Origin of the sequence: Salimicrobium album (assembly GCF_900107115.1) — a bacterium.
Classification (GTDB): Bacteria; Bacillota; Bacilli; order Bacillales; family Halobacillaceae; genus Salimicrobium; species Salimicrobium album.
Map to the genome: position 1 here is coordinate 40038 of NZ_FNOS01000007.1, position 21280 is coordinate 61317.

The 21280-nt window shown below is 47.7% G+C and carries 28 protein-coding genes and 1 rRNA gene; 27 read left to right on the forward strand and 2 right to left on the reverse strand.

Features of this window, described 5'->3' with window-relative positions:
* The first annotated feature begins 3 nt into the window (after window positions 1-3).
* From rplF to BLU03_RS12315, 21 genes are all read left to right on the forward strand, one after another.
* A complete protein-coding gene (gene rplF / locus BLU03_RS12215; protein WP_076572496.1) occupies window positions 4-540 on the forward strand; it encodes a 50S ribosomal protein L6 in 537 nt (178 codons plus the stop codon).
* A gap of 29 nt (window positions 541-569) precedes the next feature.
* Complete coding sequence (rplR, locus tag BLU03_RS12220) at window positions 570-932, forward strand: 50S ribosomal protein L18 (protein WP_008592554.1); 363 nt, start codon at window positions 570-572, stop codon at window positions 930-932.
* A gap of 20 nt (window positions 933-952) precedes the next feature.
* Window positions 953-1450, forward strand: coding sequence for a 30S ribosomal protein S5 (rpsE, locus tag BLU03_RS12225; RefSeq protein ID WP_008592556.1), 498 nt, complete (start codon window positions 953-955; stop codon window positions 1448-1450).
* Between the two features lie 17 nt (window positions 1451-1467).
* Window positions 1468-1650 carry a 50S ribosomal protein L30 gene (gene rpmD, locus BLU03_RS12230; protein ID WP_008592558.1) on the forward strand — a complete coding sequence of 61 codons (183 nt, stop codon included), beginning with the start codon at window positions 1468-1470 and terminating at the stop codon, window positions 1648-1650.
* 27 nt (window positions 1651-1677) lie between these two features.
* Window positions 1678-2118, forward strand: a complete 441-nt coding sequence (gene rplO / locus BLU03_RS12235) for a 50S ribosomal protein L15 (protein WP_008592559.1) — start codon at window positions 1678-1680, stop codon at window positions 2116-2118.
* Complete coding sequence (gene secY / locus BLU03_RS12240) at window positions 2118-3410, forward strand: preprotein translocase subunit SecY (protein ID WP_093108018.1); 1293 nt, start codon at window positions 2118-2120, stop codon at window positions 3408-3410. Before rplO ends, secY begins: the two co-directional genes overlap by 1 nt.
* 37 nt (window positions 3411-3447) lie before the next feature.
* Complete coding sequence (locus BLU03_RS12245) at window positions 3448-4098, forward strand: adenylate kinase (RefSeq protein ID WP_008592564.1); 651 nt, start codon at window positions 3448-3450, stop codon at window positions 4096-4098.
* A 212-nt stretch (window positions 4099-4310) separates the two neighbouring features.
* The gene (locus tag BLU03_RS12250; protein WP_076572491.1) at window positions 4311-4646 is read left to right on the forward strand and encodes a KOW domain-containing RNA-binding protein; all 336 of its coding nucleotides are present in this window, start codon (window positions 4311-4313) and stop codon (window positions 4644-4646) included.
* Complete coding sequence (infA, locus tag BLU03_RS12255; protein WP_008592569.1) at window positions 4624-4842, forward strand: translation initiation factor IF-1; 219 nt, start codon at window positions 4624-4626, stop codon at window positions 4840-4842. The genes BLU03_RS12250 and infA overlap by 23 nt, the downstream gene beginning before the upstream one ends.
* A 33-nt stretch (window positions 4843-4875) precedes the next feature.
* Window positions 4876-4989, forward strand: coding sequence for a 50S ribosomal protein L36 (rpmJ, locus tag BLU03_RS12260; protein ID WP_008592571.1), 114 nt, complete (start codon window positions 4876-4878; stop codon window positions 4987-4989).
* Window positions 4990-5013: 24 nt separating this feature from the next.
* A complete protein-coding gene (gene rpsM / locus BLU03_RS12265; RefSeq protein ID WP_008592572.1) occupies window positions 5014-5379 on the forward strand; it encodes a 30S ribosomal protein S13 in 366 nt (121 codons plus the stop codon).
* Window positions 5380-5403: 24 nt separating this feature from the next.
* Window positions 5404-5799 carry a 30S ribosomal protein S11 gene (rpsK, locus tag BLU03_RS12270; RefSeq protein ID WP_008592574.1) on the forward strand — a complete coding sequence of 132 codons (396 nt, stop codon included), beginning with the start codon at window positions 5404-5406 and terminating at the stop codon, window positions 5797-5799.
* A 172-nt stretch (window positions 5800-5971) separates the two neighbouring features.
* The gene (locus tag BLU03_RS12275; RefSeq protein ID WP_008592576.1) at window positions 5972-6916 is read left to right on the forward strand and encodes a DNA-directed RNA polymerase subunit alpha; all 945 of its coding nucleotides are present in this window, start codon (window positions 5972-5974) and stop codon (window positions 6914-6916) included.
* 36 nt (window positions 6917-6952) lie between these two features.
* On the forward strand, window positions 6953-7309 hold the full coding sequence (gene rplQ, locus BLU03_RS12280) for a 50S ribosomal protein L17 (RefSeq protein ID WP_008592578.1): 357 nt from the start codon (window positions 6953-6955) through the stop codon (window positions 7307-7309).
* 127 nt (window positions 7310-7436) lie between these two features.
* Window positions 7437-8273, forward strand: coding sequence for an energy-coupling factor ABC transporter ATP-binding protein (locus BLU03_RS12285; RefSeq protein ID WP_008592580.1), 837 nt, complete (start codon window positions 7437-7439; stop codon window positions 8271-8273).
* On the forward strand, window positions 8249-9121 hold the full coding sequence (locus tag BLU03_RS12290) for an energy-coupling factor ABC transporter ATP-binding protein (RefSeq protein ID WP_093108020.1): 873 nt from the start codon (window positions 8249-8251) through the stop codon (window positions 9119-9121). Before BLU03_RS12285 ends, BLU03_RS12290 begins: the two co-directional genes overlap by 25 nt.
* Window positions 9114-9911 carry an energy-coupling factor transporter transmembrane component T family protein gene (locus tag BLU03_RS12295; protein ID WP_093108022.1) on the forward strand — a complete coding sequence of 266 codons (798 nt, stop codon included), beginning with the start codon at window positions 9114-9116 and terminating at the stop codon, window positions 9909-9911. The genes BLU03_RS12290 and BLU03_RS12295 overlap by 8 nt, the downstream gene beginning before the upstream one ends.
* A gap of 6 nt (window positions 9912-9917) precedes the next feature.
* Window positions 9918-10658: a tRNA pseudouridine(38-40) synthase TruA gene (gene truA, locus BLU03_RS12300; RefSeq protein ID WP_008592586.1), complete on the forward strand. Its 741-nt coding sequence runs from the start codon at window positions 9918-9920 to the stop codon at window positions 10656-10658.
* Window positions 10659-10839: 181 nt separating this feature from the next.
* Window positions 10840-11277: a 50S ribosomal protein L13 gene (gene rplM / locus BLU03_RS12305; RefSeq protein WP_008592588.1), complete on the forward strand. Its 438-nt coding sequence runs from the start codon at window positions 10840-10842 to the stop codon at window positions 11275-11277.
* 31 nt (window positions 11278-11308) lie between these two features.
* Window positions 11309-11701: a 30S ribosomal protein S9 gene (rpsI, locus tag BLU03_RS12310; RefSeq protein ID WP_008592590.1), complete on the forward strand. Its 393-nt coding sequence runs from the start codon at window positions 11309-11311 to the stop codon at window positions 11699-11701.
* Window positions 11702-12033: 332 nt separating this feature from the next.
* Window positions 12034-13059 (forward strand): alpha/beta hydrolase, encoded by a 1026-nt coding sequence (locus tag BLU03_RS12315; RefSeq protein WP_076572485.1) that lies wholly within the window; start codon window positions 12034-12036, stop codon window positions 13057-13059.
* 161 nt (window positions 13060-13220) lie between these two features.
* On the opposite strand, the gene BLU03_RS12320 is transcribed toward BLU03_RS12315, so the two are convergent.
* Both BLU03_RS12320 and BLU03_RS12325 read right to left on the reverse strand, forming a co-directional pair.
* Window positions 13221-13466 carry a DUF3006 domain-containing protein gene (locus BLU03_RS12320; RefSeq protein WP_093108024.1) on the reverse strand — a complete coding sequence of 82 codons (246 nt, stop codon included), beginning with the start codon at window positions 13464-13466 and terminating at the stop codon, window positions 13221-13223.
* A gap of 11 nt (window positions 13467-13477) precedes the next feature.
* Window positions 13478-15082 carry an S-layer homology domain-containing protein gene (locus BLU03_RS12325; RefSeq protein WP_093108026.1) on the reverse strand — a complete coding sequence of 535 codons (1605 nt, stop codon included), beginning with the start codon at window positions 15080-15082 and terminating at the stop codon, window positions 13478-13480.
* 215 nt (window positions 15083-15297) lie between these two features.
* Between BLU03_RS12325 and BLU03_RS12330 the strand changes: the two genes are divergently transcribed.
* From BLU03_RS12330 to BLU03_RS12355, 6 genes are all read left to right on the forward strand, one after another.
* Window positions 15298-16131: a fumarylacetoacetate hydrolase family protein gene (locus BLU03_RS12330; RefSeq protein ID WP_008592758.1), complete on the forward strand. Its 834-nt coding sequence runs from the start codon at window positions 15298-15300 to the stop codon at window positions 16129-16131.
* Between the two features lie 75 nt (window positions 16132-16206).
* Entirely contained in the window at window positions 16207-17604 is a 1398-nt protein-coding gene (locus BLU03_RS12335; RefSeq protein WP_093108028.1) for a hypothetical protein, read from the forward strand.
* A 16-nt stretch (window positions 17605-17620) separates the two neighbouring features.
* Window positions 17621-18763 (forward strand): MFS transporter, encoded by a 1143-nt coding sequence (locus BLU03_RS12340; protein WP_093108030.1) that lies wholly within the window; start codon window positions 17621-17623, stop codon window positions 18761-18763.
* Window positions 18764-18863: 100 nt separating this feature from the next.
* A complete protein-coding gene (locus BLU03_RS12345; RefSeq protein WP_076572479.1) occupies window positions 18864-19919 on the forward strand; it encodes an Mrp/NBP35 family ATP-binding protein in 1056 nt (351 codons plus the stop codon).
* A 163-nt stretch (window positions 19920-20082) separates the two neighbouring features.
* Entirely contained in the window at window positions 20083-20679 is a 597-nt protein-coding gene (locus tag BLU03_RS12350) for a KinB-signaling pathway activation protein (protein ID WP_008592766.1), read from the forward strand.
* Between the two features lie 319 nt (window positions 20680-20998).
* A 16S ribosomal RNA gene (locus BLU03_RS12355) occupies window positions 20999-21280 on the forward strand; the annotation flags it as partial.

Sequence of the window (21280 nt, forward strand, 5' to 3'; positions counted from 1 at the left end):
TGAATGTCACGTATTGGTGTATTACCAATTGAACTGCCTGAAGGTGTAGAAGTCACCCAGGAAAATAGCAGAGTTGCAGTAAAAGGACCAAAAGGGGAACTGGCTACCACTATCTCCGACGAAATGACCGTGAAACAGGAAGACAACGTTCTTACTGTAGAGCGTCCGAGTGATAAGCAGGAGCATAAAGCTCTCCACGGTACAACACGCAGCCTGATCAATAACATGGTTGTAGGAGTGTCCCAGGGTTTTGAAAAAGCACTTGAAATCCGCGGTGTCGGATATCGTGCTCAAAAACAGGGTGAAAAAGTAACCGTAAACGCCGGCTACTCCCACCCGGTAGAAATCGAAAACCGCGAAGGTATCGATATCGAAGTTCCTACGAACACTAGAATCGTCATCAAAGGCATTGATAAAGAGCTCGTCGGAGCAGTGGCCGCTAACATCCGTGCGATTCGTCCTCCTGAGCCTTACAAAGGTAAAGGGATCCGTTACGAGAACGAAACTGTCCGTACTAAAGAAGGTAAGACAGCTAAATAAGGTGTCAGGGTAAGAAAGGAGTGACTTAAATGATCTCAAAGACCGATAAAAACACTATGCGTAAGAAACGTCATGCACGTGTCCGTAAGAACATCTCCGGTACTGCGGAGCGTCCACGTCTGAACGTTTATCGTTCCAACAACCATATTTACGCACAATTGATCGATGATGTGAGCGAAACGACAGTAGCCAGTGCATCGACAATGGACAAAGGGTTCGACCTTGATCGTGGCGGCAACGTTGAAGCTGCTAAACGCATTGGTCAGCTCGTTGCAGAACGTGCGAAAGAAAAAGGCTATGAAACAGTAGTATTCGACCGCGGTGGTTATCTTTATCACGGCCGTGTACAAGCTTTGGCCGATGCAGCTCGTGAAGCTGGACTACAATTTTAATCGTAAAAGGAGGGACATGTATGAGTACAAAGATTGACCCTAACAAACTAGATCTTGAAGAGCGCGTTGTTACGATCAACCGCGTTGCGAAAGTGGTAAAAGGTGGACGTCGTTTCCGTTTTGCCGCACTTGTAGTAGTGGGCGACAAAGACGGTCATGTCGGTTTCGGTACTGCCAAAGCGCAGGAAGTTCCGGACGCCATCAAAAAAGCAATTGATGATGCGAAAAAGAACCTGGTAACTGTACCAATTAAAAATACAACGATTCCTCACGAAATTCACGGTCGCTTCGGCGCCGGTAACGTGCTGTTGAAACCGGCCGCAGAAGGTACCGGTGTTATCGCAGGCGGACCTGTCCGTGCCGTACTCGAACTTGCAGGTGTGCAGGACATCCTTTCGAAGTCTCTTGGCTCGAACACGCCAATCAACATGATCCGTGCTACTATCAAGGGTCTTACTGAATTGAAGCGTGCCGAAGATGTGGCAAGACTTCGTGGGAAATCCGTGGAAGAACTGTAGGATAGGAGGGAAATACAATGGCTCAAAAGTTAGAAGTTACCCTCACGCGCAGTGTAATCGGCCGTCCGCAGGACCAGAAGGACACCGTTAAAGCGCTAGGACTTAATAAAATTCGCCAGTCAGTAGTCGTAGAAGACAATCCGGCTATGCGTGGAATGGTCAATAAGATTTCACACCTGGCTGATGTAAAAGAAGTATAATCAATTTATAAATAAGGAGGTGCTCACATGAAACTTCATGAACTACATTCCAAAGTAGGGTCCCGTCAAAAACGTAACCGCGTAGGACGTGGGATGGCTTCCGGTAACGGAAAAACATCCGGTCGTGGACACAAAGGACAGGGTCAGCGCTCCGGGAGCAAAATCCGTCCAGGTTTCGAAGGTGGCCAAATGCCTTTATTCCAACGCGTGCCTAAGCGTGGTTTCACGAACATTCACCGTACGGAATATACAGTTGTGAACTTAGAGACTTTGAATCGTTTCGAAGAAGGCACGGAAGTAACTCCGGAGCTTCTGCTTGAAACAGGTACTGTCAGCAAAGTAAAAGCTGGTGTTAAGATCCTAGGAAAAGGTAACATTGATAGGAAACTCACAGTAAAAGCTCATAAGTTCTCGGCTTCTGCCAAAGAAGCAATCGAAGCGGCGGGCGGTCAAACTGAGGTGATTTAATGTTCCGGACAATCTCCAATTTTATGCGCGTGGGTGATCTCCGGCGAAAAATCATTTTCACCCTGCTTATGCTTATCGTATTCCGGCTGGGGGCATTTATCCCCGTGCCGTTTACAAATAATGAAGCAATCAACTTCATGGATGAACAGAACGCTTTCGGCTTTCTGAATACATTCGGAGGTGGGGCATTACAGAACTTCTCCATCTTTGCGATGGGGATTATGCCTTACATCACTGCTTCTATTATCATGCAGCTTCTGCAGATGGACGTCGTTCCTAAATTTGCAGAGTGGAAAAAGCAGGGTGAAGTGGGACGCCGGAAATTAGCTCAGTTTACCCGCTATGGAACTATTGTCCTTGCCTTCATACAGGCCATTGGTATGTCCATTGGTTTCAATGCCATGGCAGGAGGTCAGCTGATCTCTAACCCTGGTATTCCCCAGTTCGCAGCTATTGCGCTCGTACTGACAGGCGGGACTGCATTCCTTATGTGGCTTGGTGAGCAAATCACTTCCCATGGCGTAGGAAATGGGATTTCAATTTTAATTTTCGCAGGTATTGTTGCTGCAATTCCGAATGGTGTGAACCAGTTGTATGATCAGTATATAACTGGCGCAGGAGAGGAACTCTTCCTCAACCTCGTCATCGTGGCTCTCATTGCTCTTGTGATTGTTGCAGTGATTGTGGGAGTTGTGTTCATTCAGCAGGCGCTGCGTAAAATCCCTATTCAATATGCAAAACGTCAGGTAAACAGATCTCCAGTCGGTGGACATTCCACCCACTTGCCGATCAAGGTGAACGCTGCTGGAGTTATTCCAGTCATATTCGCGATTTCTTTCATTATCGCTCCAAGAACGATAGCCGGATTCTTTGAAAATAGCGAGATCGCTTCAACGATCGAGTACATTTTCAATTATGAGAATTGGCCGGGTATGATTATTTATGTAGCGCTTATCATAGCGTTCACATACTTCTATACGTTTGTACAGGTGAACCCTGAACAAATGGCTGAAAACCTTAAGAAGCAAGGCGGGTATATCCCGGGAATACGTCCCGGTGCGAATACGGAGAAGTATTTGACACGGGTTATGTACCGTTTAACTTTCGTAGGATCACTCTTTTTGGCGGCTGTATCTGTCCTTCCGATTATTCTTGGCTCCCTTGCAGGGCTTCCGCCAAGCATACAGATCGGAGGAACTGGTCTCTTGATCGTGGTAGGTGTTGCACTGAATACGATGAAGCAACTGGAAGGTCAGCTGGTGAAGCGACATTATAAAGGCTTCATTAAATAAATAGTGTAAAACTAAGATACGGGAGAGAGGGAAAAAGTTGAATTTAATTTTGATGGGTCTCCCTGGAGCCGGAAAAGGCACCCAGGCAGAGAAAATAGTCGAAAAATATAACATTCCTCATATCTCTACCGGAGATATGTTCCGCTCAGCTATCAAAGAAGGCACAGAACTAGGCAAAGAAGCTAAATCATATATGGATGAAGGGGCGCTGGTTCCGGATGAGGTCACGATCGGAATCGTCCGTGAACGTCTCAGCAAGCCGGACTGCCAGAAAGGATTCCTCCTTGACGGTTTCCCGCGCACGCTTGAACAGGCAGAAGCTCTTGAGAATCTGCTTGGAGAGCTGGAGACATCTCTCGACTATGTGCTTCACATAGATGTTCCACAAACAATACTTGTGGACCGGTTGACCGGCAGGAGAGTCTGCCCTGAATGTGGAGCTACGTACCACGTTCAATTCAATCCTCCGAAAACACCAGGCAAATGCGATAACGACGGTGCTGTTCTTATCCAGAGGGAAGACGATCAGCCGGAAACAGTGAAAAACCGACTCGAAGTGAACGTGGAACAGGCTCAGCCTCTTCTGGACTTTTACGAAGAGAAGGGCTATCTCGTTACGGTAGAGGGCAACAGAAATATCGAGGAAGTATTCAACGATATTGATGAACGCCTTCAGCATCTTTCTTAAGGTGAAACAGAGAACCCGGAGTAAATGAGGGTTGCCATGGATGGGCACGGTAACCTTTCACGTAATAGCGAAACTTTTTTCTTGAAATTGAAAGTGTTCCTTGTTATGTTCAAAGTTAGTGTCCGAAAGTGGTAATGCGAAACGGCAGGAGCTTGTAGTTCCTCTCCGACGCGATTACTGTGTTTATTACTTTAAATGAAGGTGATCGTACTGTGAGTGAATCGGAATCGAGTCCGCGAATAGGTCAAATTGTTCGTATTGAGCGTGGACGGGAAGCAGGTCAATATGCGGTAGTCATTGATAAACTTGAAGATGGCGCTGTAATGCTTGCTGACGGAGAGAAGAGGAAATACGACAGGCCGAAGAAGAAGAACATGCAGCATGTGTCCTGCACGAGCTTCATCTCTCCGGAAGTCCAAAGCAGCCTTCTGGAAACAGGTCGTGTCACAAACGGCAAGCTTCGATTTGCTGTTAGTAAATATATCAATGAACTGGTGACTGATTTAGAGAAGGGAGAGCAACTCGATGGCGAAAGAAGATGTAATTGAAATTGAAGGAACCGTAGTGGAGACATTGCCGAACGCTCAGTTCAAAGTCGAACTTGAGAATCAGCATACGGTACTTGCTCACGTCTCCGGTAAAATACGCATGAACTTCATCCGTATTCTTCCAGGTGATAAAGTGACAGTGGAACTGTCCCCGTATGATCTTACTAAAGGACGGATAACGTACCGTTACAAATAGAATAAGCTCCGATATAACAAGGAGGTATGAATGATGAAGGTAAGGGCTTCTGTTAAGAAGATTTGTGATAAATGTAAAGTCGTTCGTCGTAATGGCAAAGTAATGGTAATCTGTGATAACCCGAAACACAAACAGAAACAAGGTTAATAAAAAAGGAGGTGCACGTTCCCTATGGCACGTATAGCAGGTGTTGATATCCCTCGTGATAAGCGAATTTCTATCTCATTGACTTATGTTTACGGAATCGGTAAATCCCTGGCAAGTCAAATTGTACAGGATGCCGGAGTAGATGAATCTACCCGTGTCCGTGATCTTACGGAAGATGAACTTACGAAAATTCGTACTGAACTGAACAACTACAACGTCGAAGGTGACCTTCGTCGTGAGAACTCCCTTAACGTTAAGCGTCTGATTGAAATCGGCTCTTACCGTGGGCTTCGTCACCGTCGTGGTCTTCCAAGTCGCGGCCAGAAGACGAAAAACAACTCCCGTACCCGTAAAGGTCCTCGTCGTACAGTAGCAAACAAACGTAAATAATCAATTGATAAAGGAGGTATAGTTATGGTAGCACGTAAGAACACCCGTACCCGGAAACGTCGCGTGAAAAAGAATGTGGAGAGTGGTATTGCTCATATCCGCTCTACTTTCAACAACACGATTATCACGATTACAGATGTGCAAGGTAATGTGATCAGCTGGAGCAGTGCCGGAACTCTCGGTTTCAAAGGCTCCCGTAAATCTACTCCATTTGCAGCACAAATGGCTGCAGAAACTTCTGCAAAAGAAGCTATGGATAACGGCATGAAAGATCTTGAAGTAGCTGTTAAAGGGCCTGGCGCCGGCCGTGAAGCGGCTATCCGCTCCATCCAGGCAGTAGGTATCGAAATCACAGCTATCAGAGATGTAACGCCGGTTCCACACAACGGTTGCCGTCCACCGAAACGTCGTCGCGTGTAATTATAGTCTGAATTGTTTTATCGCCCTCTTTAAGGGTTATAACCACCAATAACAGCCATGCGTTTAACCTTAGAGATGCAGTTTACTGGTAGAGGGGCTGCCTGCCTGAGGAATTTCGGTTGGACTTCTGTCTGACCGGGGTTTCGACGTTTTGAAGGAGGTTTTTGTGTAAATGATCGAAATTGAGAAACCAAACATTGAAACGGTGGAGATCAGCGATGATTCTACTTTTGGTAAATTCGTCGTCGAGCCGCTTGAGCGTGGGTATGGTACAACACTAGGTAACTCCTTGCGTCGTATCCTATTATCCTCCCTTCCCGGTGCCGCTGTGACATCTGTACAAATTGACGGGGTCCTTCACGAATTTTCGACGATCGAAGGTGTCATGGAAGACGTAACCACTGTCGTTTTGAATCTGAAGAAACTTGCTCTGAAGATTTATTCTGATGACGAGAAGACTTTGGAAATCGATGTCCAGGGTGAAGGAAAAGTCACCGCTGCTGATATTACTCATGATAGTGACGTTGAAGTACTGAATCCGGAACTTCACATCGCTACCCTTGATAGTAATACGAATCTGCGTATGCGTATTACAGCTGAAAGCGGTCGAGGATATCGCCCGGCTGAAGGGAACAACCACGAAGATTTACCAATAGGAGTAATTCCGGTTGACTCTATCTTCACCCCTGTCTCCCGTGTAACGTATCAGGTGGAGAACACCCGTATCGGGCACATCTCCAACTACGATAAACTTACACTGGATGTATCGACGGATGGCAGCATCCGTCCGGAAGAGGCGATCTCTTTAGGGGCTAAAGTATATATGGAGCATTTGAACATCTTCGTCGGATTGACGGATGAAGCGAAAAATGCCGAAATTATGGTAGAAAAAGAAGAAGATCAGAAAGAAAAAGTTCTTGAGATGACGATCGAAGAACTGGATCTCTCGGTTCGTTCTTACAACTGCCTGAAACGTGCTGGTATCAACACGGTTCAGGAGCTGGCTAATAAGAGTGAAGACGATATGATGAAAGTCCGTAACCTCGGCAGAAAATCGTTGGAAGAAGTTAAGCACAAACTGAATGAACTTAACCTTGGCCTTCGTAAAGAAGACTGACGATAAAGAGGAAACATCTGAAAAGGAGGGTTATCGATGAGAAAACTAGGTCGTAAAACAGAACACCGTGTGGCAATGATGCGCAATCTCACCACGGATCTGATTATCCATGAACGTCTGGAAACAACGGAAGCGAAAGCGAAAGAACTTCGTTCCTCTGTAGAAAAAATGATTACACTTGGTAAGCGTGGCGACTTGCATGCACGCCGCCAGGCAGAGTCGTTCCTTTACAAGCAGGATGCAGACGAAGAAGGAGCCGAAACTGCTCTTCAGAAGCTGTTCTCTGACGTTGGTCCGCGTTATGCAGACCGTCAGGGCGGTTACACTCGTGTATTGAAACTTGATGCGCGTAAAGGTGACGGCGCAAAAATGGCGATTATCGAACTTGTATAAAGTCTGATAATAGCGAAAGGGCAGGACGGTATCTCATTCGTGAGGTTAACTCCAGCCCTTTTTTTGTGCAGGAAGTTAGTTGATTTCCACCCTATTTCCCGGGAAATAGCAAAGAGGAGGCCAGGAAATGAAGGACAGGATAGAATTTGAAGGTGTGACGTTCCGCTACCAGGAAGACGCCCCGCCCGTGTTGAAAGATGTCGATTTTTTCATCGAGAAAGGCGAGTGGGTGGCGATTATCGGTCACAACGGGTCCGGCAAGTCGACGATTGCCAAATTGATGAATGGGCTCCTCTTTGCCGAAAACGGGAAAGTCAGTGTGGACGGTATGAGTGTGAACCCGGAGTCTGTGTGGGAAATCAGAAAAAAAGTGGGGATGGTTTTTCAGAACCCCGACAACCAGTTTGTCGGCACGACTGTCCGGGATGACATTGCATTCGGTATGGAAAACCAGGGAGTGCCAAGGGAAGAAATGGTGGAGAAAGTAGCCGGAAGTCTGAGGGATGTACAGATGGAAACCTACGAGAACCACGAACCTCACCGGCTCTCCGGAGGCCAGAAGCAGCGTGTGGCCATTGCTGGAGTACTGGCGATTGCGCCTGATTATATGCTGCTCGACGAGGCTACAGCTATGCTCGATCCGAAAGGTCGTCAGGAAATACTGAAAACGGTCCGGGACGTTCAGGAAAAGTCGAATATGTCTCTCGTGACCATTACCCATGACTTGCGGGAGATTGTGGCAGCGGACAGGGTGATCGTAATGAACAAAGGGGAAGTGTGGTTCGAAGGCACCCCGCGGGAAGTGTTTGCCCATAAAGACTCCCTTTCCTTCATCGGCCTTGATGTGCCGTTTGTAGCAAAGCTGACGGAGGAGATGAAACAGTACGGCGTTTCTTTTCGGAAGGAACCGCTAAATCATGAGGAGATGGTGGAGGAGCTATGGAACTTACATTCAACGAAGTAACATATACATACAGCCCGGGGACGCCGTTTGAATTCAGAGCGCTCGAAAATCTCTCCCTTCATGTGCCTTCGGGATCGTATACTGCAATCATCGGGCATACCGGATCGGGGAAATCCACGCTTATCCAGCACATTAATGCGCTGTTGCAGCCGACTTCCGGAAGTGTGAAGGTCGGAGATTTCGTCATCGAAGCCGGAAGGAAAAATAAAAATTTACGCAGTCTGCGTGAAAAAACCGGCATCGTTTTTCAGTACCCGGAACACCAATTATTTGAGGAGACGGTGGAGAAAGACATCGCTTTCGGGCCGAAAAATTTCGGTGTGGATGAGGAAGAAATCAGGGAGCGGGTAAACAAAGCTCTTGAAGCCGTGCAGCTTCCGGAAGATATGAAAGAGAAGTCGCCGTTTGATTTAAGCGGCGGACAGATGAGAAGAGTGGCCATCGCGGGCGTGCTCGCCATGAAGCCGAAAGTGCTCGTTCTGGACGAGCCTACGGCGGGTCTTGATCCGAGGGGTCAAAAAGAAATGATGGATATGTTCTATTCCCTCCATGAGAGTGAGGAACTTACCACCGTACTTGTGACTCACAGTATGGAGGATGCCCTGACGTATGCCGACGAGGTCGTCATTTTGAATGAGGGCAGGAAATATATGCAGGGAGCACCGCTCGATGTGTTCAAAAGAAAAGAAGAACTGCGTCAGGTGCAGCTCGATATACCGGAAGTGCTCGAGTTCCTGGAGAAGATTGAGAAAGAGTTCGGTGTTTCGATCGAATACAACAAACAGCCCCTTGCTGAATTAGCAAAGGAACTCACATCCCGGCTGGGAAGGAGAGACGATTATGAATAATTCGATGATCATCGGGCAGTATGTCCCGGGTACTTCTCTCATTCATCGATTGGATCCGAGGACGAAAATTCTCGTTATTTTCTTTTTCGTCATTATCGTATTCTTTGCTAATTCCGTGTGGAGCTACAGTATTCTCACCGCCTTCGCCATAGGGACTGCCCTTGCCACGAGAGTCCCGCTGTCGTTTATTGTGAAAGGCCTGAAACCCGTATGGTTTCTGATCGTTTTCACTTTCCTCCTGCACCTGTTCGTTTCAAGGCAGGGGGATATACTATTCTCGGTGCTCGGCTTTCCGTTTTATGAAGAGTCACTGATCCAGGGCGGGACGCTGTCCTTGCGTTTCTTCCTGCTTATTCTGTTCACGTCGTTACTGACGTTGACGACGTCTCCGATAGAAATTACGGATGCTATCGAGTATCTGCTTCATCCGTTGAAAAAACTGCGCTTCCCTGTCCACGAACTGGCACTGATGATGTCAATCTCCCTGCGTTTTATTCCGACGCTTATGCAGGAAGCGGAGAAGATATCAAAAGCCCAGGCTTCCCGGGGCGTGGATTTCCGTACCGGGAGTCTGAAAGACAGGGTGAGCGCCGTCATCCCGCTCCTTATCCCTCTGTTTGTCAGTGCATTCAAGCGTGCCGAAGAGCTCGCGATGGCGATGGAAGCAAGAGGGTACCAGGGCGGGGAGGGCCGGACGAAGATCCGGGCCCTGCTTTTCCGGAAAAAAGATTACATCGTGTTTTTCTTGTTCTGTCTCATTATGGCGGCCACGATAGGAACGAGGGTGTGAAATATAATGAAACGGGTAAAATGTACAGTGGAATACGACGGCACCGGCTATTCGGGATTTCAGATCCAGCCTAACGGAAAAACGGTGCAGGAAGAGCTGGAGAAGGCGCTCCGAACTATGCATAAAGGAGAACACGTACGCATCATCGCTTCCGGGCGTACGGATGCCGGCGTCCATGCCAAAGGTCAGGTCTTCCATTTCGACACTTCTCTTGCAGTGCCTGAAAATCGCTGGGTGAGGGCGCTTGAGACCCTGCTTCCTTCTGATATTTATGTCAAACAGGCAGAATACGTGGAAGAAAGTTTCCACGCCCAGTTCGACGTCAAAGAGAAAGAGTATCGTTATTATGTAAGACCGGTCCGTTCCCGGGACGTGTTCCGTAGGAGAACGGTCTATCATCATCCCCGGAATCTTGACATAGAAAAAATGCAGGAAGCCGTAAAACAGTTTCTCGGCACTCACGATTTTACTGCATTCTGTTCGGCGAAGACTACGCTGAAAGGAAACAAAATCCGTACGGTATCCCGGGCAGAATTGAACGTAACAGGGGAAGAACTGGAGTTCATCGTAAGAGGAAACGGCTTTTTGTACAATATGGTCCGGATTATGATGGGTACCCTGCTTGAGATCGGGGAGGGGAAAAAAGAAATCGACACGATACCCCGGGCTCTTGCGGAACACAACCGCAGGCTCGCAGGTTTCACGACCCCCGGTCACGGCCTGTTTTTGTGGGAAGTGAGTTACTGATATTCTTTCCGGGAAAAAAGCAACGAATCCTGGTGTGCCTATTGACATTTGGTATGAAAATGTTATATGATATCTTGTGGCATTTAATTTCTATACCACGATTAGCCCCGGAAACTAATCGTATTGAAATATAAATCGAATCAGAGTAAAAATCTAATGAAAAATCAGGAGGGAACCCGACATGCGTACAACATTCATGGCTAATGAAGCAAACGTGGAACGCAAATGGTATGTTGTGGATGCAGCTGGACAGACACTTGGTCGTCTATCTACTGAAGTTGCTTCCATCCTTCGCGGAAAGCACAAAGCGACATACACTCCACACGTTGACACTGGCGATCACGTAATCATTATTAATGCAGAGAAAATCGAACTTTCAGGAAATAAGTGGCAGGATAAGAAGTATTATCGTCACTCCAATCACCCAGGTGGTTTGAAAGTCCGTTCCGCTAACGAAATGCGCGAGAAATTCCCTGAGCGTATGCTGGAGAAATCCATCAAAGGCATGCTTCCAAAAGGAAGTCTCGGACGTAAGATGAGCAAAAAACTTCATGTCTACGCAGGTGAAAATCATAAGCACGAAGCACAACAACCAGAAGTTTACGAACTTCGCGGCTAATCAGAGCTAATAACAAAGGAGGTAATTAAGAGTGGCACAAGTACAATACTCCGGCACGGGACGTCGTAAGAAGTCTACAGCACGCGTACGTCTAGTCCCAGGTACCGGCCAGGTAATCGTAAATAAAACTGATGCACAGGACTATTTCCCATTGGAAACTCTTCGTAAGATTTTGAACCAGCCTCTTGTCGTTACAGAAACACAAGGAAACTACGACGTTTACGCAAACGTTGACGGTGGTGGATTCACAGGTCAGGCAGGTGCGATCCGTCACGGTGTAGCACGTGCGCTTCTCGAAGCGGACCCTGAATACCGTACTCCACTGAAACGCGCTGGATTCCTTACTCGTGATGCACGTATGAAAGAGCGTAAGAAATACGGTCTTAAGAAAGCACGTCGTGCTCCACAGTTCTCCAAGCGTTAATAAGTTTTGTACACCAAAAATTGCCCTTCTTGCTCTTATTGAGCTGGGAGGGCTTTTTTGCGTTTAAATATATAACACGTTACCTTTCGCTGAAAATTTATCTGCTCCTGAGACATTTCATCTGTTTTTCCTCTTCGCTTCATACATCAAGCCGATGTAGATAGTTATCGGCATTTGATCGGGGATCCAACTGAGAGCCACTAACAATTTTACGCTATGGTTGGTATACTGTAGGTAAATGGCATTAGTCAACGATTGTGTCGGATTGTGGAACGATATTTTGGACAAGGTTGTCAGCGAAGAACGATAAAATGAACATTAGGAGAATACTAATGACTTCGCAACCTGTATCGAAAGGCTCCAAGTCCCAACGCAAAAAAATTTTCAGACGAATCGGTTTTTCCTTCGGCATTTCGGCAGTCGTTTTCCTTGGTGTGGTATTTAGTATGGTGCTGTTCAGCGAGACGGAAGCTCCGGAGGGAAACGACGGTGGTTTAAGTTTTGATACGCTTCAAACGGAGGAGAGCAAACTGCCACCACTGCATCAACACACCGCACGAGACGGGGAAAAATTGTCCTACCGTTATTATGAGGGAGAAGCCGATAAAACATTGATTCTCTTGCACGGATCCGCCTACCACAGCAGCTATCTTCAACCACTGGCCAGTCACTTATCCGAAAACGATGTTGCAAACGTCTATACTCCCGACTTCCGTGGGCACGGGCCACAGACGGAAAACAGGGGGGAGGCAGACTATATCGGTCAGCTTGAAGACGATATCAATGATTTCGTAAAGTATATCCGGAGCCAGCAGGAAGGTCCGCTTCTATTAGGTGGGCATTCAAGCGGTGGAGGAACAGTCATCCGGTATGCCGGAGGTGAGAATGAGCCGGTCGATGGCTATCTGATGTTATCCCCTTTCATTCATCACACAGCACCGACCTATCGCTCCGACAGTGAGTGGAGCAACGTTAATATGCCGCGTATGATCGGCTTGAGCATCTTAAACACGTTTGGAATTACGGTGTTAAATCACAAAGATGTGATTTCATTCAATATGCCGGAGGCCGTCAGGGATGGCACGGAAACGTTACGCTATAACTATGCTTTGCAAATTTCTATGCACGCCCGCAATGATTACGGAAAAGATATTGCAAGTTTGGAGAAACCATCCTTTGTCATGATTGGAACCGATGATCATGTGTCTAAACCGGAGGCATTCAAACCGTTATTCAACGAGTATTCACCGGAAACAAAGGTGAGCCTCTTGGAGGACACTTCCCATTTTGGTGTTGTGACAAGAAATGCTGCACACAAAACGATTGCCGGGTGGCTTGAACAATATGATGGTCCCTGACTCACGATTTTTTAAATGAACAGACACAACTCCGGCTGAGATTCATGTCAAATAGAACCAGGATGTATAACAAACAATACCCCTTTTCCGAAGAGTGTCGGAAAAGGGGTATTGTGTATCCGGAATATAAAATGATTTGAAAAGAGGGGCTTCCCCTTTATTCATTGATCATTCTTATTTTTAATCCTGGTCAATAAATCTTCTGCTTCCTGCCGGCGACTTTTTGTTTCTTCCCTTAAAGGCCGGTAGGTGTTTTTGTTTCCTGAGGTAATTTCCTCAACGATGTCCCCCTCATTTACTTCTTCGGTGAAGGAACTTACGGGCACATCTTTTTCCACCGTTTCCTCACCTTTCTTCAACAGGACGGCTATGTTTCCTTCGAAGCGGTCGATGGTGTACTTGTTCATTATGTCAGCTCCTATAAAGTGATGTAAGGCTTCATTTTATTAAGCGTGGCCGCTCCTATATATTTTACGTTGTCCAGTTCCTCAATACTTTGAAAAGGACCGTTGGCGTTGCGGTAGTCGATGATATATCCGGCAATGGAAGGGCCGACTCCGTCAATCGACTGAAGTGTTTCAGCATCGGCGGTATTAACGTTGACCGTGTCCGTGCTACCGTCGTTCTGGTTTCCGTCCGTTCTACAATTGTCCGTCCCGTCGAAAGGGGAGCCGTTCACATCGAAACTCTGACCGTCCGTCGTCACTGTAATCGTTCCGGTATCACATGTGGAGTAAAGTTCAGCTCCGAAATTACGCATACGATTCACGACGGTTTCATCCGGATGGCCGTAGTGGTTCGGGCCGTATGACAGAATGCCGACCTCTGCATCAACCTGCTGAGCCCACGCCCGGGACGTGGAAGTGGATGCCCCGTGGTGGCCGAGCTTTAAAATCTCTGCTTCTACGTCGTATTGATCGATCATTTCCTGTTCTATCTCCGTGGAAGCATCCCCGGTGAGCATATAATCGATACTCCCGTGGGACACTTTCAGGACTATAGAAGATTCGTTATTGTCGCCAGACCCGTCTTTGGCATTCAGTACCTGAATATCGAGTATGTCATCGAAATTCAGTATTTCGCCTTCTTTCGCTTCCTGAAACGGTATGTCTTTCCGGTCGATAACATTCAGGTATTCCATGTACGTATCTGTCGTGTGGGTCTTCCCGCTGTCCAGAACTTTCTTCACGTTCACCTGTTTCAGAACGTCGATCAGACCGCCAATATGATCGGCGTCCGGATGTGTAGCGACAAGCAAGTCTATGGTGCCGACGTCTTTTTTAGCTAAGTAATCCACCACTTCTTCGCCGGCTGATTTTCTCCCGCCGTCAATTAAGATGTTTTTCCCGGAGGGGGATTCCAGCAGGATACTGTCTCCCTGCCCCACGTCGATGAAATGTGCTTGGAAATCATCAAGGGCACGGAAGTCAGGATTTATGGTAGCGGAAAGAACTTTCGCGAATTGTGCCCGAGTAATATCGCTACGGGGTTTAAAAGTACCGTCCGGAAACCCGTTTATAATATTTTGGGTGTACAAGTCCAGTATGCTCTCCGTGGCCCAGGAGACTTCTTTGGCGTCGCTTATGCCGCCTCTTTTCCCATTCCTGTCGATGCTGTAAGCGCGATCGACCATGACGGAGGCTTCCGCCCTGCTTATGTTGTCCTCAGGGCGAACTTTGTTATTGTACCCTTCTAAAATGTTCTTTTCGTAAGCTATCGCCACTTCATCGTAATAGTATCTATGGTTGTTTAAATCTGTGAAGGGAGGATCGGACTCGGGAGTCGCCTCCGGATAAAGCTCGCGTACAAGCATGACGGCGACGTCGGCTCTCGTTATCTTTTCCCCCGGTTTAAATACGTTTCCGGGATAGCCGTTGATGACCCCTTCCCCAGAAAGGTACTGGATTTCTTTTTTGGCCCAGCTGACCTCTTCGATGTCACTGAACGAACCGGCACTTGCGGCGGGGGCGTTAAGTGAAAATAGTAGAGCAAGTAAAAAAAGCACAGGTGAGATTTTTTTCATTTGCTTAATACCCTCCTTTTTGATTATCTCGATTATAAGATAAAATAGGAGAAATTTGTTAGAAATAGATATAATTCACTGCGTATTTTTTAATTTCTGATGTATATGACACGTCAAAAATCAATTTCTACTTGCAAAGCGGGGAGCGTCCTGTTCCGCCCATGTTTCTCTTTTATGGTAAGATAGGGTGGAGAATGCAAAAGGAGGGGCAACCGTTGAAAATCGTAACTTTCTGGAACAGAGATACATGGTCACCGGGAGTGTACACCGATGAAGGAGTACGTGACTTCTCGGATAAAGTGAGTACCGTACCCGAACTTCTCATCTGGCTTGACCGGGATAAAGAAGCCGTACATACATATATTGCAGAGGCTCCTCTTATCAACGAAACGACACTGGGCCCCTGCGTGGACCGTCCGGAGAAGATCATCTGCAGCGGGCTGAACTACGAGAGACATGCGGAACGCTCCGGGATGGAAGCACCCGCCTATCCGCTTTTGTTCAATAAGTTCGCGAATGCCCTGACAGGTTCCCACACCTCTGTGGTGATTCCTGCCGACGCAAAAGAAATGGATTACGAAGCGGAACTCGCTATCGTTATCGGGAAGCAGGCGAAACACGTCAGCAAAGAGGAGGCGTTCGATTACGTAGCGGGCTACGCCCCGGCGAACGACTTGTCCGCCCGTGACCTGCAGTTCCGGACGAAGCAGTGGCTTGTCGGTAAATCACCGGACGGCTTCTGCCCGATCGGTCCATATCTCACTACCGCCGATGAAGCGGGAGATCCCGACCATCTTCAGATTCAGTGTCGGATGAACGGGGAACTTCGTCAGGATTCGAACACTTCCGATCTCATTTTTGACTGTGCTACGCTGATCAGCTACATTTCCACCTATATGACGCTCCAGCCGGGGGATGTTATTCTGACCGGTACGCCTGAGGGAGTCATTATGGAACTGGATGATAAACGATGGCTTGAGGACGGGGATGAGGTTGAAGTATCGATCGAAGGACTCGGCACGCTGGTAAATACGATGAAGAGAGGATAAGTTGACGGGTGCTACAGTCGTCAGCTTTTCTTTTTGTTATGCATGAACCGGATCAAAGGAAAGGAGGAGAGGGCGATGGCCTGGGGGTTACGTCTTACCGTCATTTTATATGCTGTTTTACATTTTTATACTTATTTTAACCCGCAGTCCTCCCTGCTGCCGCTATTAGCCGTGACGGGAGGCGGACTGTTTTTATTCGCATTCCTCCAGTACGGCATTGTGCGCTTCAAACTCCCGCTGCTTCTGTTCATCACTTCGCTCGTCATCACTGTCGCTTCCGACCATACGATCATGGAAAGCATGGAAGAGGGGTTTCTGACGATGCGCGGAATCATCGGTCTCCTGATCATCATACCTTTCATAAGTATCGTCCTCAGGGAAGAGGATTATTTATCCGCAATCCTCCAGTCCGTCCCGCGAATGATCGATTCCGCCGGGAAACTGTATACCGGTCTGACGTTTTTTACACAGGTGATTGCCCATTTCCTCCTGTTCGGTGTCATCCCGATGCTTTATGAATTCGTAAGTGATTTCCTGAAAAACAGAAGCGGTGAGGGCTGGGAGCGGTTTAAGAGTACCGCCCTGCTGCGCGGCTTCGGGCTTTCCACCCTGTGGGTGATCAGCATTCCGAGCTTTATTTTTGCTGTGGAGACGATGGAGGCTAATTTATGGCTTGCGATGCTGCAGGGTTTCTTTATTGCCATGGTCGGTACCGGCATCGCCTTTCTCTTTTCGAAACGTGAAGAAAAGAAATCCGGAATTTCGATGACAGCAGGGGTGCAGGAGGAATTGAGTGAAGTTCTTCATCAAAAGATGGAGGGAAGCAGGGAGAGGACTTTCGAGTTCCTTGTTCTTTTCGCTTCTCTCTTTGGACCGATTTTCCTTCTTCATGCTATATTCGCAACCGATCTGATGGTTACCATCCCACTGGTCATCATAATATGGAGTCTGCTTTATTATATAGTGAAACGAAAAAGTGAAAAGCTCTGGCAGGAAGTGAAAAGGTTCGTAGTGGAGGATACCCCCGGAAAAGGGTATCAGCTCAGCATTATGCTCAGCGTTGGTACCCTCATTTATTCTTTGAATCAGACGGGTTTTGCCGAAAATGCCGTAGCTCTGCTTGAAGTGGTGGAGGGGCAGGTGCCGGTTATGAACTTCCTGAGTCTATTACCGTTCATTGTAGTGTTCCTCGGGTTTACGGGGCTCGGCCCTTTGACGGTAATGGTACTGGTAGCCGGTATTCTGACCAGTATCGACCTCCCTTATCCGCCTGAGCTGATTGTGCTCTCTGTCACTACAGGGAGTGTGATTTCCATTATCCTGTCTCCGATCATCCTGCCGGCTATTGCTTTGAGCGGATCGAACGGCATCAATTCATTCCGGAACAGTATCGTATACAACTGGAAATTCTCTCTCGTCTTTTATGCCGCGGCTCAAGTTTACGTGCAGAGTGCCGCCTATTTCGTAACATAGTTCTGGAGGAAACATCATGACAAAAATCCTGTATTTTATCATTATCGTTACATTCATGGATACATTCGTACAGCTGCCGATCATCGCTCCTTTTGCTGTGGAGCTTGGAGCCGGGGAAGTAATGGCCGGTCTGATTGTAGGAATCTACTCCTTCTCCAACATGTTCGGGAATATTATTGGAGGATACGGTGTGGATCGCCTCGGTCGGAAGAGGGTACTTCTGTTTGCGATGTTTTTCGTATTCTTCCTTCTTCTCGGCTATCCGCTCGTGACGACGGACGGGCAGCTGCTTGCCCTTCGCTTCGTCCACGGCTTGTTCGGAGGGATTCTCATCCCGGCATCTTTTGCCATAGTGGGGGACCTTACCCGGCGGAGAAACGGAGAGGCTTCGATGGCTTACACGGGGGCAGCTATCGGAATTGCCGCCATTGCAGGCCCGGCGATCGGAGGGATTGTAGCAGCCCGTTCGGAAATCTACTACGTGTTCCTCTTTGTGGCGGCACTTTTTCTGATCGCTTTTTTCCTCGGCTGGAAGTTTGTTCCCGTAACCCTGCCCGAAGAGAAAAAAGAAAGCAGTGCCCGGGAAGGATTCGGAGCACTTCTGAAAAATAAAACGTTATGGCAGGCGTCAGGCGCCGCCTTCGCTCTTATGGTAAGTAACGGGACACTCGCTTTTGCGCTTCCGTTTCAAGTGGAGAGTTTCGGTTTTCCTTCCTCTCTCGCCGGGGTGTTCTTAAGTGTTTTCGGAATTACGGCTCTCGTTATTTTTATAACTCCTCTGAACCGGGTGTACCGGGTATATTCCCCGCTTCTTCTGGCAGCGGGAGGTCTCGGCATCATCGGAGTGGCGCTGGTCGTTCTTTCGTTTACCGGCAGTGCCGTCTGGACCGTCGTGCTGATGGTTATGTACGGTATCGGCTTCGCTTTTCTTTTTCCGTCGATGAACGAGATGATCGCCCGTTCTTCCGAAGATTCGGAAAGAGGAAAAGCGTACGGTATCTTTTACGCCTTCTTCTCGCTCGGAGTAGTGGCGGGGTCTTCCGGTGCAGGGATATTGGAGAAATGGACCGGAGTACCATTTCTGATAAGCGGCAGTTTCATGATTGCAGTCGGAGTGGTGCTGGTAGTCAGCGGGAAGGCTCCCCGCCGCTCTTTCTGATTTTTTGAAAGAAAGCCCCGGAAGATATAAGCAAATTACTTAGAAAGCGTTTCACATATGTTATACTACGACTAGTGATTATAAAAGGATGGTGAACGACTTGGTAACAGAGGAAAGAATAAGAGAGATTCTGGAATCCATCGAGGATCCGTTTTTACATAAAACGTTCAAGGAAACAGAAGGAATACAGGAAATCAAGGTGAAGGAAGAGAAGGAACACGTCAGTGTAAAACTTCTTATCGCCAAGACGAATACCGCTGAGCAGATGGAACTGCAGCAAAGTATCGTCAATAAAATCAAGAGTGAGGGAGCCGCGACAGTCGGTCTTCGTTTCGATCAGCTCCCGGAAGAGACGCTTGAGAAGTTCCAGCCTGCAGCAGAGCAGGAAAAGGAAGCGAACCTTCTTGGTCAGACAGGGACTAAGTTTCTTACGATCGCAAGCGGGAAAGGCGGCGTAGGTAAATCCACGGTAACAGTGAACCTGGCGATTGCACTGGCCCGTCTCGGTAAAAAAGTCGGTATCATCGATGCAGACATCTATGGCTTCAGTGTACCGGACATGATGGGCGTGGAAAAACGCCCGGTCGTACGTGGAGAGAAGATCATTCCGGTGGAACGCTTTGATGTGAAACTCGTATCCATGGGCTTCTTCGTGGAAGATAACTCTCCTATTATCTGGCGTGGCCCGATGCTCGGTAAAATGCTTACAAGTTTCTTCAAGGAAGTGGAGTGGGGCGATCTCGACTATCTCCTTCTCGACCTGCCGCCGGGAACAGGAGACGTGGCACTGGATGTGCACTCCATGCTGCCTACTTCAAAAGAAATAATTGTAACGACGCCTCACCCGACAGCTGCTTTCGTCGCAGCCCGTGCCGGTCAGATGGCTATTCAGACCGAGCATGAAATCCTGGGAATTATTGAAAATATGGCTTATTTCGAAAGTAAAGAGACCGGGAATAAAGAGTTCGTCTTTGGGCGTGGCGGCGGCGTGAAGCTTGCCGAGCAGCTTAAGACAGGCGTTCTCGGCCATATTCCGCTGCAGCAGCCGTACGAAGAAGAGGATGTTTTTGCACCTTCCGTTTATCAGGAAGATCATCCGACCGGGCTCATCTACCGGAATATTGCTGCTAAAGTTATAGACAGCTACGAAGATTAAAGATACAGTTCAAAGCGTAAAGCCGGAAGACATTCCCGGCTTTACGCTTTCTTTTTATGAAGGAAGGATCGTAATTTTGAACATTTTGTGCCAGTAACCAAAAATCTTCCGCTTCGTGATAGAATACTTGAAGGTATGAAACAACAGTTTAGGGGGCAGCAATGTGAATTCTCGCAAATGGGTTCGGATGTTTATGACAACGCTGGCACTCGGAGGTACAGTAGTCCTTATAGCCAGCTTCTTTTTTCGGGCGGATGCTTATATGGAAGCACTGGATCCACTTCAGATAGGGGAACTGTTCGGTGTGCTCATCTTTTTCCTCGGGTACGGTCTGATATTCAGTGTAATCAGTCAAATGGGTTTTTTCGCATACTTAATGATCAATCAGTTTGCTACCGGTATGTTTCGCGGGTTCTGGCGGCCGCTGCAGGCATTTTTAATTATTTTCACTCTGTTCGACCTTGTATATTTTCGTTACCTGGCTTCGGATGACGGGAGTATCTGGGGATATCTCGCTACGGCGATCGGCCTCCTCGTGGCGTCCTATCTGGTAGCAAAAAGGAAAGTATATGAAACGAATAAAACTGCTTTCCTTCCGGCAATGTTTTTTATGACAGTCATTACGACGGTGGAGTGGCTGCCGGGACTTTATCTTGATGACAGTGCCTATACGTGGCTGATGATTATCGGGCTTTTTATATGTAACTCTTATCAGCTTCTGTTGCTGCATCGCCTGGTCGGAACCGCAAAAGAGGCGTAACGTCTCTTTTGCGGTTTTTTCTCATCCTTGCCGGGATGGAAGCCTTCCATCGAAGGCTGGTGAGAAGAAATCAACAAAAAAATATTACAAAGGTATTGCGTTTTGAAATGGAACTGTGCTATATTATTAAACGTTGTCGGGAAAGAAGAAGACAACACAATAGAAAAACGACTGAATCTAAAAAAAGTGTTGACTTCATCAAGTCAGGCTGATATATTAGGTTTTGTCGCAAAAAAGACATCGATCTTTGAAAACTGAACAATGTTTTATGCCATGCGTCAATTTTTTGAACGAATTATGATTGAGCTAATCAATCTCTTTTATGGAGAGTTTGATCCTGGCTCAGGACGAACGCTGGCGGCGTGCCTAATACATGCAAGTCGAGCGCGGGAAGCGAGCAGAAGCCCTTCGGGGCGGACGCTCGTGGAACGAGCGGCGGACGGGTGAGTAACACGTGGGCAACCTGCCTGTAAGACCGGAATAACCCCGGGAAACCGGGGCTAATGCCGGATAACCCAACGGTTCTCCTGAACCGATGGTAAAAGGATGGCTTCTTGCTATCGCTTACAGATGGGCCCGCGGCGCATTAGCTGGTTGGTGA

Bases quoted from the DNA above. Each gene is read 5' to 3' on its own strand.
- rpmD (WP_008592558.1), top strand. From the start codon at position 1,468: ATGGCTCAAAAGTTAGAAGTTACCCTCACGCGCAGTGTAATCGGCCGT.
- secY (WP_093108018.1), top strand. From the start codon at position 2,118: ATGTTCCGGACAATCTCCAATTTTATGCGCGTGGGTGATCTCCGGCGA.
- BLU03_RS12315 (WP_076572485.1), top strand. From the start codon at position 12,034: ATGACTTCGCAACCTGTATCGAAAGGCTCCAAGTCCCAACGCAAAAAA.
- rplR (WP_008592554.1), top strand. From the start codon at position 570: ATGATCTCAAAGACCGATAAAAACACTATGCGTAAGAAACGTCATGCA.
- BLU03_RS12335 (WP_093108028.1), top strand. From the start codon at position 16,207: ATGGCCTGGGGGTTACGTCTTACCGTCATTTTATATGCTGTTTTACAT.
- rplF (WP_076572496.1), top strand. From the start codon at position 4: ATGTCACGTATTGGTGTATTACCAATTGAACTGCCTGAAGGTGTAGAA.
- rpsK (WP_008592574.1), top strand. From the start codon at position 5,404: ATGGTAGCACGTAAGAACACCCGTACCCGGAAACGTCGCGTGAAAAAG.
- BLU03_RS12340 (WP_093108030.1), top strand. From the start codon at position 17,621: ATGACAAAAATCCTGTATTTTATCATTATCGTTACATTCATGGATACA.
- BLU03_RS12320 (WP_093108024.1), bottom strand. From the start codon at position 13,466: ATGAACAAGTACACCATCGACCGCTTCGAAGGAAACATAGCCGTCCTG.
- BLU03_RS12285 (WP_008592580.1), top strand. From the start codon at position 7,437: ATGAAGGACAGGATAGAATTTGAAGGTGTGACGTTCCGCTACCAGGAA.
- BLU03_RS12325 (WP_093108026.1), bottom strand. From the start codon at position 15,082: ATGAAAAAAATCTCACCTGTGCTTTTTTTACTTGCTCTACTATTTTCA.
- rpmJ (WP_008592571.1), top strand. From the start codon at position 4,876: ATGAAGGTAAGGGCTTCTGTTAAGAAGATTTGTGATAAATGTAAAGTC.
- BLU03_RS12290 (WP_093108020.1), top strand. From the start codon at position 8,249: ATGGAACTTACATTCAACGAAGTAACATATACATACAGCCCGGGGACG.
- BLU03_RS12275 (WP_008592576.1), top strand. From the start codon at position 5,972: ATGATCGAAATTGAGAAACCAAACATTGAAACGGTGGAGATCAGCGAT.
- rplQ (WP_008592578.1), top strand. From the start codon at position 6,953: ATGAGAAAACTAGGTCGTAAAACAGAACACCGTGTGGCAATGATGCGC.
- truA (WP_008592586.1), top strand. From the start codon at position 9,918: ATGAAACGGGTAAAATGTACAGTGGAATACGACGGCACCGGCTATTCG.
- rplM (WP_008592588.1), top strand. From the start codon at position 10,840: ATGCGTACAACATTCATGGCTAATGAAGCAAACGTGGAACGCAAATGG.
- rplO (WP_008592559.1), top strand. From the start codon at position 1,678: ATGAAACTTCATGAACTACATTCCAAAGTAGGGTCCCGTCAAAAACGT.
- rpsM (WP_008592572.1), top strand. From the start codon at position 5,014: ATGGCACGTATAGCAGGTGTTGATATCCCTCGTGATAAGCGAATTTCT.
- infA (WP_008592569.1), top strand. From the start codon at position 4,624: ATGGCGAAAGAAGATGTAATTGAAATTGAAGGAACCGTAGTGGAGACA.
- rpsE (WP_008592556.1), top strand. From the start codon at position 953: ATGAGTACAAAGATTGACCCTAACAAACTAGATCTTGAAGAGCGCGTT.
- BLU03_RS12295 (WP_093108022.1), top strand. From the start codon at position 9,114: ATGAATAATTCGATGATCATCGGGCAGTATGTCCCGGGTACTTCTCTC.